The 14736-nt window shown below is 42.8% G+C and carries 12 protein-coding genes; 8 read left to right on the top strand and 4 right to left on the bottom strand.

Translation table 11 applies throughout. From position 1 onward, the window contains the following. The first annotated feature begins 11 nt into the window (after positions 1-11). Together L0B18_RS18550 and L0B18_RS18545 are read left to right on the top strand one after the other, a co-directional pair. Positions 12-1199, top strand: a complete 1188-nt coding sequence (locus L0B18_RS18550; RefSeq protein WP_234573440.1) for a galactokinase — start codon at positions 12-14, stop codon at positions 1197-1199. Then, on the top strand, positions 1196-2239 hold the full coding sequence (locus L0B18_RS18545) for a UDP-glucose--hexose-1-phosphate uridylyltransferase (protein ID WP_234573439.1): 1044 nt from the start codon (positions 1196-1198) through the stop codon (positions 2237-2239). Before L0B18_RS18550 ends, L0B18_RS18545 begins: the two co-directional genes overlap by 4 nt. A gap of 33 nt (positions 2240-2272) precedes the next feature. Here the strand turns inward: L0B18_RS18545 and nagB are convergent, their stop codons facing one another. Further along, positions 2273-4210 carry a glucosamine-6-phosphate deaminase gene (gene nagB, locus L0B18_RS18540; protein ID WP_234573438.1) on the bottom strand — a complete coding sequence of 646 codons (1938 nt, stop codon included), beginning with the start codon at positions 4208-4210 and terminating at the stop codon, positions 2273-2275. Between the two features lie 249 nt (positions 4211-4459). Here nagB and L0B18_RS18535 point away from each other — a divergent pair, with 249 nt between their 5' ends. The 3 genes from L0B18_RS18535 to L0B18_RS18525 all read left to right on the top strand — a co-directional run bounded on the left by L0B18_RS18535 (position 4460) and on the right by L0B18_RS18525 (position 9205). Beyond that, complete coding sequence (locus L0B18_RS18535) at positions 4460-5437, top strand: ROK family protein (RefSeq protein ID WP_234573437.1); 978 nt, start codon at positions 4460-4462, stop codon at positions 5435-5437. Positions 5438-5492: 55 nt separating this feature from the next. After that, complete coding sequence (locus L0B18_RS18530; protein ID WP_234573436.1) at positions 5493-8096, top strand: family 20 glycosylhydrolase; 2604 nt, start codon at positions 5493-5495, stop codon at positions 8094-8096. A gap of 86 nt (positions 8097-8182) precedes the next feature. Next, positions 8183-9205 (top strand): LacI family DNA-binding transcriptional regulator, encoded by a 1023-nt coding sequence (locus L0B18_RS18525; RefSeq protein ID WP_234573435.1) that lies wholly within the window; start codon positions 8183-8185, stop codon positions 9203-9205. 2 nt (positions 9206-9207) lie between these two features. Here the strand turns inward: L0B18_RS18525 and L0B18_RS18520 are convergent, their stop codons facing one another. Together L0B18_RS18520 and L0B18_RS18515 are read right to left on the bottom strand one after the other, a co-directional pair. Next, on the bottom strand, positions 9208-9975 hold the full coding sequence (locus L0B18_RS18520; protein WP_234573434.1) for an enoyl-CoA hydratase/isomerase family protein: 768 nt from the start codon (positions 9973-9975) through the stop codon (positions 9208-9210). A 177-nt stretch (positions 9976-10152) separates the two neighbouring features. Then, the gene (locus L0B18_RS18515; RefSeq protein WP_234573433.1) at positions 10153-12225 is read right to left on the bottom strand and encodes a thioredoxin domain-containing protein; all 2073 of its coding nucleotides are present in this window, start codon (positions 12223-12225) and stop codon (positions 10153-10155) included. 174 nt (positions 12226-12399) lie between these two features. Between L0B18_RS18515 and L0B18_RS18510 the strand changes: the two genes are divergently transcribed. The 3 genes from L0B18_RS18510 (at position 12400) to L0B18_RS18500 (ending at position 13945) form a co-directional block, all read left to right on the top strand. Continuing rightward, positions 12400-12783, top strand: coding sequence for a hypothetical protein (locus tag L0B18_RS18510; RefSeq protein ID WP_234573432.1), 384 nt, complete (start codon positions 12400-12402; stop codon positions 12781-12783). Between the two features lie 78 nt (positions 12784-12861). Beyond that, positions 12862-13221, top strand: coding sequence for a hypothetical protein (locus tag L0B18_RS18505; protein WP_234573431.1), 360 nt, complete (start codon positions 12862-12864; stop codon positions 13219-13221). A 22-nt stretch (positions 13222-13243) separates the two neighbouring features. Next, a complete protein-coding gene (locus tag L0B18_RS18500) occupies positions 13244-13945 on the top strand; it encodes a class I SAM-dependent methyltransferase (RefSeq protein ID WP_234573430.1) in 702 nt (233 codons plus the stop codon). Between the two features lie 25 nt (positions 13946-13970). Here L0B18_RS18500 and L0B18_RS18495 read toward each other — a convergent pair whose 3' ends face one another. After that, a complete protein-coding gene (locus L0B18_RS18495; protein ID WP_234573427.1) occupies positions 13971-14723 on the bottom strand; it encodes a TatD family hydrolase in 753 nt (250 codons plus the stop codon). Between the last annotated feature and the right edge of the window lie 13 nt (positions 14724-14736).

Genomic DNA, 14736 nt, shown 5'->3' with positions numbered 1-14736 from the left:
AAGATTTATTGATGAACCAATTAGCCAAACGAGTCAAACGAGAATTTCAAAATCGTTTTGATGATGATTATATACTGATAAATTCTCCCGGACGGGTTAACCTTATTGGCGAACACACGGATTATAATGATGGATTCGTTTTGCCGGCCGCCGTTAATAAGCAGATTTATCTTGCCATTTCCGACAACCATTCAGACAAAGCCAAATTGTTTTCTGTTGATCTGGACGATTATTGGGAAGCGGATATCACAAAGCCACTTGTAAAATCAGAGAAAGGATGGCCAAATTATCTGCTGGGAGTTGTCGATCAATTGCAACATCATGGATATGAGGTGAGCGGTTTCGATTGTGCATTTGGTGGGGATATTCCCATAGGCGCGGGAATGTCATCATCTGCAGCTCTGGAAGGAGCGGTGTTGTACGGATTAACGGAACTTTTTGAATTGGACATCTCCCCTGAAGACATGGCTAAAATTGCCCAAAAAGCAGAAAATGAATTTGTGGGTGTGCAATGTGGGATTATGGATCAGTTTGTAAGCCTGAACGGGAAAGAAGACCATGCAATGAAGCTGGATTGTCGTTCGCTGGAGTATGAGTTTTACCCGTTTAAGTTTGATGATATTCACATTGTACTTTGTGATACCCAAGTGCAGAGAGAACTGGTTTCATCCGAATATAATATCCGGCGCTCGCAGTGCGAAGAAGGTGTAAAAGTCTTACAGCAATTTGACTCATCCATACAAAACCTGAGAGATGTTTCACTCTCTTTCTTACAAAGTCATCAAAAAGAACTTGATCCTGTTGTTTACAAACGGTGTAAATACGTGATAGAAGAAAATCAACGGGTGTTGGATGCCTGTAAGGATCTTAATAACGAAGATCTGGTTTCTTTTGGGCAACGGATGTATGCCTCCCATATGGGATTAAAAGATGAGTATGAAGTTAGTTGCAAGGAACTGGATATTCTGGTAGAAGAAGCCCGATCTATTGAAGGTGTATACGGCTCCCGAATGATGGGAGGAGGATTTGGCGGATGTACAATCAATCTTGTTGAAGATTCTCATCTCGCATCTTTCAAGAAACAAATTGCAGAACGTTATCATGAGAGAACCGGTAAGGAAACAAAAATTTATCAGGCCAAAGTTTCAGGAGGGACACATCTTGTGGATCAGTCAGCGAGATCTGTTAAAGAGATATGAACATCGATTTGAATAACCATCCTCATCGCCGATACAATATTCTTTCCGGAGAGTGGGTACAGGTGAGCCCACATCGGACTAAACGTCCGTGGCAGGGAAAAACCGAAGATCAGGCGGGTGAATCAAAACCTGAATACGATCCGGCATGTTATTTATGTCCCGGAAATTCGCGGGCTGGTGGCAAACAAAATTCCGATTACGAGAGCACGTTTGTTTTTACAAATGATTTCAGTGCTCTGAAACCGGACACTCCATCTGAGGTTTCAAATGAGGATGATCTGCTCATCGCAAAAGGAGAAAAAGGAATTTGCAGAGTAATCTGTTTTTCTCCGCGCCATGATTTGACGTTGCCGGAAATGGAGGTCTCACAGATCCGGGAAGTGGTGGATCTCTGGACAAAAGAGTACCAAGAACTCGGCGAAAGAGAGTATATTAATTACGTGCAGATTTTTGAGAATAAAGGCGAGATTATGGGATGCAGTAACCCGCATCCTCACGGACAAATTTGGGCACAACAAACCATTCCCGATGAACCGGCCAAAGAGTTGAAACAGTTTTCAGATCACTTCAAAAAAAATACGAGAACTCTTCTTTCTGATTATCTAAATCTTGAACTCAAGAAGAATGAAAGAATCGTAGTTGAGAATGATGATTTCGCAGTTTTGATTCCATTCTGGGCGTTTTGGCCCTTTGAAACGCTTTTGATCAGCAAGCGTCCGTTTGGGCGATTTACGGATATGACCGAATCAGAAAAAGATTCTCTGGCTGATATCATCCAAAAAATCACCATCAAATACGATAATCTGTTTGAGGTGTCTTTTCCTTACTCAGCCGGATTTCATCCTGCGCCAACGGATGGAAAAGAACATCCCGAATGGCATTTTCATATGCATTTTTATCCGCCGTTGTTACGTTCGGCAACCGTTAAAAAATTCAGAGTGGGATATGAAATGCTTGGAACGCCTCAGCGGGATATTACGCCGGAATATAGTGCGAAGGTACTGAAAGAACTTCCCATCATTCATTATAAGAAAAAGTAAAAGGCCTCCTGATATGGAAGGAGGCCTTTCGGGTCAAAGAAAATGGTATCGAACAAATCCTTCGATGGCTTCATATTCGGCTAACCCCAGATCGTCATAAACCTTAGCCGTTCCACGGTTTCGATCTTCAGAGCGTTGCCAGAATTCTCGGGTATCAGACCCGGGAAAGAGTGGCCGGTCTTTTTGTGATTGATGTTTGAAGATTGCACGGCGTTTTCGTTGCAGTTCAAGCGGACTGAGGGGAACGGCCATTTCTATCTCGTTTACATCCCATTCCTGCCATGCGCCCCGGTAGAGCCATACCCAGCAATCTTTCGCCCAATCATCATTTTTAACCACGTCAAGCGCTTCAAAAATGGCGGTCAAACAAACGCGGTGGGTTCCGTGCGGATCAGATAAATCACCGGCCGCGTAAATTTGATGAGGTTTCACTTTCCTCAGGAGGTCAACCGTGATCTGAATATCTTCATCTGAAATGGGTTTTTTCTTCACCCGGCCGGTTTCATAAAACGGCAATTCCATGAAGTGCATATTTTCATCGGGAACTCCGCAGTAGCGTCCTCCGGCTTTAGCTTCACCGCGGCGAATAAGTCCTTTTATTTTCTTCACCTCAGGCGAATCAACCTGGCCCGGCTGTTTGGATTTCAGAAAATCATTGACTTTTCGAAACAGTTTTTCGGCTTTTTGTTCTTTCATATCAAATGCTTCGGTGTAATCAAGAACAAAATCGGCAAATCGAACCACGTCATCATCAAAAACAGCAATATTTCCGGATGTTTGATAGGCAATATGAACTTCATGCCCATGATCAACCAACCGGATCAAAGTTCCTCCCATAGAGATTACATCATCATCAGGATGCGGACTAAAAACAATAGCGCGTTTTGGGAATGGCTCTCGTCGTTCAGGGCGATACTTGTCATCCTCATTCGGTTTACCGCCCGGCCATCCGGTAATGGTGTGTTGCAGCTCATTAAACACCTTAATGTTGATGTTGTATGCGGGTCCTTGTGTAGTGATGAGATCTGCCATCCCGTTTTCGTTGTAATTCTCATCCGTAAGTTTGAGAATGGGCTTGTCCAGTTTTTGGCAGAGCCAGACGACCGCTTTTCGAACCAGCTTTTCATCCCATTTGCAGGAAGTGAGCAGCCAGGGCGTATTGATTCGCATCAGCTTTTCTGATGAAGCCTGATCGAGCACAATGGTTGTGTTTTTATGATTCTGAAGATAAGTAGCCGGAATGCTTTCCTGGATGTCTCCTTCAACGGTTTCTTTGATGATGTTGGCTTTTCCTTCTCCCCAGGCCATCAGAATAATTTTTTTGGATTTCATGATGGTTCCTACGCCCATGGTGATTGCCCGGCGGGGAACATATTCTTCGCCAAAGAAATCACTGGCGGCATCTTTTCGGGTAATTTTGTCCAGTGTAATGAGCCGGGTTATAGAATCTGGTCTTGATCCGGGTTCGTTAAACCCGATATGGCCGGTTCGCCCAATCCCCAAAAGCTGAATATCAATACCACCGGCTTCTTCAATTCTAGCTTCATACTGATCGCAATAATCAAAAATTTCATTTTCAGAAACCGTCCCATCCGGAATATGAATCTGGTCCTCAGGAATATCAATCGAATCAAAAAGGTGCTCGTGCATAAACCGGACATAGCTCTGCAAAGAATCGGGTTTGATGGGGTAATACTCATCAAGGTTAAACGTGATCACATTTTTAAAGCTCAGTCCATCTTCCTCATGCATTCGGACCAGCTCATCGTAAACGGCAACCGGTGTGGAGCCTGTTGCGAGTCCTAAAACAGCTTTTTCATTCTTTTTTTCTTTCTCTTTAATCAGTTCTGCAATTTCTTGTGCAATGGCCAGCGAAGCCTCTGAGCTTCCTTCATAAATAACCGTCGGAATGTTTTCGTAATAGCGCAGACGCTTGTCAGTCGAATTCAACTTTTCGTGTAAGTTTTTCATCGATGGTAGATTTCAGGTAGTTGGTTTAACGCTTAGTTGTTCAGTACAATAATATAACTATTAAAGGAATGAGTGCTGCTTGGAATCGGTTCCAAAAAATAAAAACAAGCTACTATTAATTTGCTTTTAGGGGATTAATCAAGATTTTAGAGAAGTATTATTTGATTCAATAATTTAAACTTTCACTGTTAATTGCGTTGCTGAAGAAAAACTTCGTGCAACATGGTAAGCTATTTATAAGAGCATGATATGGAGCTAGTTGCGGGAATTGACTTAGGGGGTACTGAAACTAAATTTGGGTTGGTAAGTCGCGAAGGTAAATTATTCGCCTATCAATCCATACCAACAAATTCAAATATTCGCTACGAGACGTTTTTCGAGTCTGTTACCGAACAGATAAAAGAGATGATGGCGGCTCTTGGAGCTGGCTATGATCTTGTTGGTGTAAGTGTTGGCGCACCTACCGGCAGTTATTTGAACGGCACCATCGACAACGCCTCGAATCTGAACTGGCCGAGAAAAATTCCCGTGGCCAATTTACTTTCCGACCTTTTTAATCTTCCGGTTTCCATATCAAATGATGCCAATGCTGCTGCCGTAGGCGAAATGCTTTTTGGTATTGCCCAGGGTAAGAATAATTTTCTTGTAGTAACCTTGGGGACCGGCCTTGGATGTGGATTGGTTGTTGATGGAAATCTTGTGCTTGGATCTCGCGGACATGCAGGCGAGCTTGGCCATACGATTGTAGCCGACCAGGGACGGGATTGTGGATGTGGACGAAAAGGTTGTCTTGAAACATATGCATCGGCCACCGGAATTGTAAACACAGCCAATGAATTGCTTGCCAGCGGCGAATACGACAAATCGATTTTACAGTTTTCTGAAAACGGATCACTTACCGCAAAGAAAATTACAAAGGCAGCTAAAGAAGGGGATGAACTGGCCCTTCGCGCATTTGATATTACCGGCCGGTTTTTAGGAAAAAAACTGGCTAACGTTGTTGCCTTGCTAAATCCGGAGTTGATTGTTCTTACCGGCGGACTATCCCGTTCCAAAGAATTGATTCTTGAACCGACAAAAAAATACATGGAAGAAAACCTTCTGAATATTTATAAAGGAACGGTAGAGATAAAACTTTCGGAAATTAGCGGGGAGAAAACAGCGATTCTTGGGGCTGCCGCCTTTATGTGGCTGAAGATTGATAGTATGAGTAAACAAACTGCGTAGTTTTCAGGCTGGCAGGCAAATATTTTTTGAATTCACTTCACAATTACTGACTACTATGAACATCTTTTCTTTGAACTCCTACACGAGTTTTGCAGTAATCGCTATTCTGTTGCTATCCGGCTGCTCAACTGAAGATTCAAATTCCAATCAATATGCCCATACTTTAAATATAGGCGACTCTTCAATTGAGATTACCTGGAACCTTCTTTCCAACTTTGAAGAAGACAACAAATTTCGTGCTTCCCTGACATTCCACAATACGGGTGATGAAGCATTTTCCGCTGATGACTGGGTTCTCTATTTCAATTCAATCCGGGCACTCGATTCGGAAAGTTTTTTGCCACAGTTTGAGGCAACACACATCAGCGGCGATTATTTCAAGCTGGAACCCACCAATGATTTTGAAGCTATTCCCTCCGGAGAAAGCCGAACTTTTGAGTACAAAGCGAGTTTTCATTCCATCAAAAAGACAGATGCTCCCCAGGGATTTTATTTTGTGTTTGAAGATCATATTGAAACCGTGAGGCACGTTGAAGTTTTATCGTTTGATGAAGAGGAACAGATTCATCGAAATCCGAATGATAATCTTGAAATTCCGACGGCTGAAAGCAGGTATCAGGAAAACGAAAAATTAACAGAACTGTCTCAAAATCAGGTTGGTAAAATTACCCCGAAGCCGGTCTCTGTAGAAAATGGAAATGGGGCTTATAAGTTGAGTAACGGAGCAACCATCACATACGCTGAAGATTTTTCGAAAGAAGCCGGGATTCTCAGTCGAATTTTTGAAGATGAGTTTAATATTGAGAGTTCTATAGAATCCCTTGAAGGAGAGTGGAATGGTTCGGGCATCTTGCTGAATTTGGATCCAGATAATTCCAATGGAGATGAAGCCTATAATTTGAGAATCACAGAAGAGGCAATTGAAATTACCGCTCCGGGAAATACAGGGATTTTTTATGCGATACAAAGCCTTCGGTCGCTCTTTTCAAACCAAAATAATGATAATTTAGAAGTGGCAGCCGTTCAGATCGAGGATTATCCGCGATTTAAGTATCGGGGAATGCATCTTGATGTAGCCCGGAATTTCCAGTCGAAAGAGAGTGTATTACGCCTTCTGGATATTATGGGTATGTATAAGATGAATAAATTCCACTTTCATTTGACGGATGATGAAGGATGGCGGCTTGCTATAGATCCATTGCCGGAACTGGTTGAAGTGGGCGGACGCCGGGGACATTCGGATAACGAAGAGAAGTATTTGCACCCGGCTTATGGATCCGGTCCGGACCCTACTCCCGGCAACTCGTTTGGCAGCGGTTGGTATACCCGCGATGACTACATCGAAATTCTGAAGTTTGCGAATGGCCGCCATATCGAAGTGATCCCTGAAGTGGATGTGCCGGGACACGCCCGTGCAGCGATCAAGGCGATGGAGGTTAGATTCAGCCGAATGCAGGAATTTGGTCAGGCAGATGAAGCGGCGATGTATCGTCTTATTCATCCGGAAGATGAGTCTGAATATTTGTCCGTCCAAAGTTTTGATGATAATGTAATGGACGTTTGCCAGGAATCGACATACAATTTCATGAGTGTGGTTTTTGATGAAATCATTGCCCTGCACCAAGAAGCCAATGCGCCTTTGGATATGATTCATGTTGGCGGCGATGAAGTTCCCGAGGGAGCCTGGGAAGAATCGCCTGCGTGTGCCCAATATATGGAAGAGCACTCCATTGAAAGTGTAGATAATCTGTTTAGCCACTTTTTCGACCGTCTTGAAAGTATGCTCGAAGATCGTGGATTGAATATGGCTGGCTGGGAAGAGGTGGGGCTTGGAGAAGATCATCAAAGTGCCAAAGATGTTTCCGGGTATATGGAATCCGTTGTTCCCTACGTTTGGTCAAGCAATTGGGGTTCGGGAAGAGAAGACTACGCGTACATGCTGGCCAATGCCGGTTATAAGGTAGTCATGTCTAACGCATCCAACCTTTATTTGGATATGGCTTATAACAAATCATGGCAGGAACCGGGTTTCTACTGGGCGGCTATGTTTGAAACCAAAGACACCTATTCATTCATCCCGTATGATCTTTACAAAAATGCCGATCATGATAATTATGGCAATCCTGTTAGCCCGGAAAATTATACTGATGCCATTCAGCTGACGGATGCGGGAAGAGAAAATATTCTCGGTATTCAGGGACAACTATGGTCTGAAACGGTGAATGAGCCTCATCGGTGGGAATTTATGGTGCTTCCCCGGCTGTTAGGCCTGGCTGAAAGAGCCTGGGTTGGAAATCCGTCCTGGGGTAATATTGAAAATGCTTCTCAAAGAGAAACCCAACGTGATGAAGCATGGAATGAATTTGCAAATCGGCTTGGACAATTTGAATTAAACAGACTTTCTGACAATTTTAGGGATATAAATTATCGTATTCCGGTTCCCGGAGCTGTTATCGAAGAAGGTATGCTCAAGGCTAACAGTGCATTTCCCGGATTGGACATTCGATATGAGTTGAGCGGTGATACACCTAATTCACAATCTGATATTTATACAAGGCCAGTTGATGTTTCGGGTGCAGAATCAGTAACTCTTGCAATTTTTAATTCCCAGGGTCGATCAGGCAGAAGTGTTACGATTCAGGTCACACAATCTGATTAACTGTGCGCAATTTATTTCATACCTTAACAGTTACCTGATTAAAGAATCTGAAAAATGGGGAAGGGTTCAACGGATAATTGAGAAGTATGGAAAGATTAAATATCGACAAAGTTGCCAAGCTTGCTCATGTATCGAGATCGGTCGTTTCACGGGTTTTGAATAATCATCCCAATGTGAGTGACGAAGCCCGAAATCGGGTGATGGACATTGTGGAGAAATACAACTATCGCCCAAATTCTGTTGCTCGCAGTCTTGCAACCAGCAGTACATATCAAATTGGGGTGCTGTCCGGAATTTTTGGAGAAGAGAGTTTGGGAAACGGTTATTGGACACTTCTCTATCTCGGAATTTTTGAAGAATGTATTCGCCGCGGTTACTACGTTCGCCTTTCTTTTTACAGCGCAGATATGAATAAAGAGCTGCATGATCTGATACTGAATGAACATCACCTGGACGGCGTAATATGCCTGAACGAAGAAGTGACAGAGTTTACCTTAGATACCTTCACGGATAAAGATATACCGATCGTACTGGTCGGGCACAATCCAAAATATCCCGATATATGTTCTGTGGATGTCGACAATTACGACGGTGCCTATAAAGCTGTTGAGCATCTTGCAAATTTGGGGCATACAAATATTGGCGGGATGTTTGGCGACCAAAATGTGGAAGAAACAGAACACCGGATGAGGGGGTACCGGGATGCCATGCTTGATGCAGGGCTGAAACCCACTGAAGATCATACGGTTGTGGGAAGTTACTCGCAACATGACGGACACGATACGATGTTGGGCTGGATTGAAAAATTTCCTGAAATGACAGCAGTATTTTGTGCAAGCGATACACTGGCAATGGGCGCCCTGCTTGCTTTGTATGAAAATGACATTTGTGTGCCAGATCAGTTTTCAGTTGTGGGATTTGACGGCCTCCCGATTTCCCGGTATATGATTCCTCCTTTGACAACGATTGCACAACCAACATACAAAAAGGGTGAACAGGCCGCCCTTATGCTGATCGACAAAATCCAGAAGAAAGACCCGGAAGTCCGGCACGTTAACCTGAAACCGGAACTTCTTATTCGTAAGAGTTGTGGTCCCGCTGGCAAATAAGTTTACTTTTCCTCAAAGCTCTTAATATAGTTTTTCGTAAAATCTGAAAGGACAAGCCGTCCGCTGATTTCTGCACGCTGTTCAAGTGTGGGGCCCCAATGGCCAGTGCTCTGCCACATAATATCTTTCATTTGAGTGAGCGCATCCGGATTTGCAGAAGCCAGGTCTGATGAAATTTCATCCACAGCAGAGTTAAGATCTTCCACCGTATCTACAACCTTATTGTACAAACCATTATGCAACGCCCATTCCGAATCGTACCAGTTCTTTGCATCAAACGCGAGGGTGGAAAAGGCAGCTTTTCCGAGCTTTCGGCCCACTGCAGGCCCCACCACAAAAGGCCCAATTCCCAGCGAGATTTCACTCAGCCGAACAGAAGCTTTTGTATGTGCTATACTAAAATCAGATGCCGCAACAATACCGATTCCTCCACCAACAGTTTTTCCGTGAACCCGGCAGATGATAATTTTGGGACACGTTCTCATGGCATTAATTACGTTGGCGAATCCCATAAAAAAATCTTTGCCTTCTTGTTCGGTGCTGATTTTCTTCATTTCGTCGAAAGAAGCACCGGCACAAAAAGCACCCTCCCCGCCACTTTTTATAACCAGGACATTGCTTTTATCATCAAGCCCTGCTTTTGTAATCGCGTCAGCCAACTGCCGAAGAATATTTCCCGGTAATGAATTTCCTTTCGGATGATAGAATTCGATCGTTCCAATATTATTGTTCGTAGTATAGGTTACGTATCCGTTTCCGCTATTTGTCATGGTAGATTGAAAGATTTCAGGCCGTTCATTTTTTCAAGTTCGTGTATGTATGTTATAAAACAAAGAGTTTTTGTTCAGGATTCAACTGGACAGAGAGGCTTCATGAAGCTATTGCGAGGTTCCGGCGTTCGGAATCTCTGAAGAGGAAAACGGGGAGTATTTCAGGCGAAGAGCTTTCTACCCGGCAAGCAGAATTTTTAATTTTGGAAGAGTATGAACCGGTGCTTTGCATTGGAAATTTTCGCACACATAGATCATGAGAAGGTCTTTTACCGGGTAATTTTCTGTAAAAGGTGCAACCTCTTGCAGCCTTCTCGCATTCTTGTTGGTTTTAATGATAATGGCGGAACCTAAAGATGTAAGTTCCCTGCAAATTTCAACCGATTTGTCGAGAATGCTATTGCCTTTTGGCGAGGTGATGACAACTTCAGTTAGTTTTGATTGCAAGATCTGAAAAGCGTGTACGGCAAATGTATATCCTGTGGGCGCATCCTTGATTTGGTCTGAAAAAGTGCTAAAAACTTTCATTGCCCTGTTTTCAAACACTGGTTTGCCAGATCGCCTCGATAAACGTACCAGGTTTAAAGCCGCTACCGAATTTGAAGAGGGAATGGCTCCATCATAAATTTCTTTTTGTCGGCCCAAAAGTTTTTCCCCTTGCGACGATGTAAAGAAATAGCCTCCGAATTCATAATCCTTAAAATTCTTGTCGAAACGATTTTGAATATCAACAGCAAGCTGCAGATACTTCGGGCGAAATGAGGCATCGTACAGCTCCGTTAATCCCCAAATCACAAATGCGTAATCATCCGCCATTCCTTCAATTTCTGCTTCGCCATCTTTCAGCCGGTGCAGGAGAGTACAGTCTGCCTTTAAACATTTTTTTTCGAGCACAGACCAAGCTTTCTTGGCCTTCATAATAAACGAATCTTCATTGAAAATGACCCCGGCCCTGGCAAGAGCTGCAATCATCAGGCCATTCCAGTCCGTCAGAATTTTATCATCCAGCAGTGGGCGGACTCGTTCGTCTCTCTTATTTCTCAGTTTTTTGAGAACAACTTCAGTTTTATTTATCAGGTCTTCAGCCGGGATTTTATATTTCTCTGCTTCATCTGTAAGGGACCGATTGAGGTGAGGAATGTTCTTGCCTGTTTTCTTCTGAGTGGCTTCATCGTGAAAATTTCCTTCTTCCTCAATATTAAAAAGTCGTTTAAACAGAGTTGCTTCCGACTCACTGAGAACAGCGTCAATTTCACGATTTTTCCAAACATAGAATTTTCCTTCTTCACCCTCGCTGTCCGCATCTTCGGCAGAGTAGAAGGCTCCCTCTTTGGAGGTCAGGCAATCATCCACATATTCAACAAGTTGATAAGCTGTTTTTTTAAGAAGTGGATCCTTGGTCACCCGCCAGCCCTCAGCGTATGCCAGCAAAAGCATGGCTTGATCATAAAGCATTTTTTCAAAATGAGGCAGCAGCCATTTGTGATCTGTAGAATAGCGATGAAATCCAAAGCCGATGTGATCCCATAATCCGCCAAGACGCATTTTTCGCAAAGTATGGTGGGCCATCTCCAAGGCTTTTGCATTCCCGGTTAGTTTATGGTAGTTCAACAAAAAAAGAAGATTGTGTGGAGACGGAAACTTCGGCTCGGATGAAAAACCACCTTCTGCAGAATCATAACGTTTTTCCAGTTCCCTGAATGTTTGATCTGCAAGATCTTCAGGCAGTAATCCCTTCTGTTTTCCCAAATCAAGCGTTTTTGAAAAGCCTTGCTTAATCTTTTCAGCTGATTGCAAGACATTCTCCCAGTCATTCTCCCACGCTTTTTTGATTGCAGGGACGAAGTCGAGCATTCCGGGCTGATTTTGTCGCGACGTCTTTGGAAGATAGGTGGCGGCGTAAAATGGTTGTTTATCCGGGGTCATAACGATTGTCAATGGCCAACCACCTTGCCCGGTTATCATCTGGCAGATCGTCATGTATGTATGGTCGATATCGGGCCGCTCTTCACGATCTACTTTAATATTAATAAACGTATCGTTCATCAATTGGGCCACTTTCTCATCTTCAAAACTTTCGTGAGCCATTACATGGCACCAATGGCAGGTGGCATAACCAATGGAGAGAAAAATCGGCTTGTCTTCTTCTTTGGCTTTAGTAAATGCTTCATCTCCCCACGGATACCAGTTTACTGGATTTTCAGCGTGTTGCAGTAAATACGGGCTTTTTGAATGAGAGAGAAGGTTCATTAACAGCTTATTAGATCGTTTCTTTATAAGCAAGATACTAACTATCACTCGTGAATCGAGATGTGTAAGATTATTCTAATACAATTGAGAAGTGCTTTTATTTATTATCAGAATAAAAGTAAAACAGAATTCAGTGGTGAACGAGAAATACTCGTGCTATTTAAAAAAATATCCATGGAAACATTTGAAGTAAAAGGCAAACCTGTTCACGAGAAAAAGCTGATACAGCTTGAATCGTTGTTAAATATTGAGATCCATTTTTCCTGGACATCAGCATTCATTTTATGGATTCTACCAGGGAGAATAATGTTTCTGGTTATTCTAATAGTATTATTTCTGGGTGTTCTTTTTATAGTTGCTATAGCTGTTTTACTGTTTCAATTGAAAAAGTTTGTGTGGTTTTCTGTATTGATGATTTTTGTGGTTGTGCCACTGGTTGCCATTCATCCTCTTTATCACGAAGCGGATTTATACCCGGCTCATTTTATAGCCCCTTTATTCTTTTTTGCCGTCTATTCTCTGTCGCTGAAAATAATGATTCCTCATTGGCCGGATTAAAACTTCTTTTGAATCTTTAGCTGTAAGGAAAACATTCTATTTAGTACATTTCGCTAAACAAAACTCAATGGATAAAATATGCCCTTTTTTGTACTGGCTTTTAGCCTGATTACAACCTTGCTGATATTTGGCATCATTATTTATAGTGTTAAAAGCCAGAAAAAGATGTCAAACCTTCAAAAGAATCTGGATTCATCCGCTTCTCATTTAGAAGGGAGTACTCGTGAACTCCTCAAGACATTGAATGAACACCAAGAGCAGCAACAACGGATTTTACGTCGGCTCGAAAACCTGGAGGCGATTGTTACGAGCGAAGCCTGGGACGCTATTCAGTCAGGTGAAGAGGAAAAGAAAATACAATTACACCTCAAAGAGGTAGAAAATGAAGAACCAACTCTCGAAGAAAAAGCAGATTTTATTGCAAAACGAGTTCGGTAAAAAAGAAAAGATTAAGAAACCAATGCATAACAATCTTTCATGGCAGTACAATGAATTTAAACAGGTGGGCAAAGATTACACCCGCCAGGAAGAGGTAGATGTTTACGATTCCACTCACTCCGATTTTCGCGATGTAGAAAAGGAAAATGAAGCTATTCTTAAAGCTATCAATCTTAAAAAGAGCGATGTAATTATCGATTTTGGATCCGGTACAGGTGCGTTTGCCATCCAGGCTGCTAGCCGCTGTACAAAAGTAATCGCTGTGGATGTTTCAGAGCCTATGATCCATTTTGCACAAACCAAAGTGGAAAAATCGGGAAGAACCAATATTGAATTTTTCCACGCAGGATTTTTAACCTACCAGCATGAGGATGAGCCCGTTGATACTATCGTTACCAGTTTGGCATTTCATCACTTGCCGGATTTTTGGAAAGGTCTGGCTTTGCAACGCATGTTCCGGATGTTAAAACAAGGAGGTACCCTTTTCTTACGCGATGTTGTGATTGGAACTGAAAGCCCGGTGGAAACTATTCAGTCATTTATTGATCAGCAGGAAGTGGCTGGAGGGGATTTTCTCAGAGAAGATGCTGAACAACATTTTGGTGAAGAGTTTTCAACGTATGATTGGATAATGGAAGGACTGTTGGAACGGACAGGATTCGCCATCGAGAATAAAGAAATGAACGACGGTGTTTTTGCAACCTATTTGTGTAAAAAGAAGTGATATTTAAGGAAGGATTGAACGGCTGTTATTTTTGAGAAAGCCCACCCGCTTGCATAAGCCTGTTAAAATTTAAACAGATATTTTCCGAAAGAACGGCTCTTGAAACTCCCCGAATTTCAGCAATTTTCTTTTCCACAGGTTCTATTAAATTCGGAAATCCGGTCTCACCATTCAGCCAATGCCAGCCGCTGGGATTATCCGTTTCTGTGAGAATGCGATTTGTCGGCAGTTCTTTGGCGAGTTTCTGGATTTTTTTGGATTGAAGAACTTCCACTCCAATGGTGAAATAAGCTCCGAGGTCGAGAAAATCCCGAACCAATTTTGGCGGACCCGAATACCAGTGAATGATAATCGCCGAAAGATTGCGTCCCGCCAATCCATCTAAAATTTCGGCTTCGGCTCCTGATGTATGAAGATTGATCAGTTTGCCGGTTCGTTCAGCCGCATCCAAAAAATAGTTGAAGATAGTTCGCTGCGCCGGATACTGGGATTCATCATCCACAAACCGGTGACAAAGTCCGATTTCCCCAATTGCTTTTGCGTTTTCCAACGGTTCAGCAAGTTCATCCAACCGATCTGCATATTCCGGAGCTTTCCATGGATGAATGCCAAACGAAGTAATAATCAATGGCTCTTCGTCGGCGATTTGTTGAGTTTTTCGATAGGATGGAATATCCATCGAAACGGCCAGTGTGCGAATGGAAAATTTCCTGATTTGGGCGAGAGCTTTCGGCAGATCATCGCCGTATTGATCAATATGAGTATGGGCGTCAATCACAGCTAAGAGGTTT

The organism is Rhodohalobacter sp. 614A (genome assembly GCF_021462415.1).
Classification (GTDB): Bacteria; Bacteroidota; Rhodothermia; order Balneolales; family Balneolaceae; genus Rhodohalobacter.
Note: the sequence above shows the minus strand (reverse complement) of the source record. Positions and strands in the feature narration are given on the sequence as shown.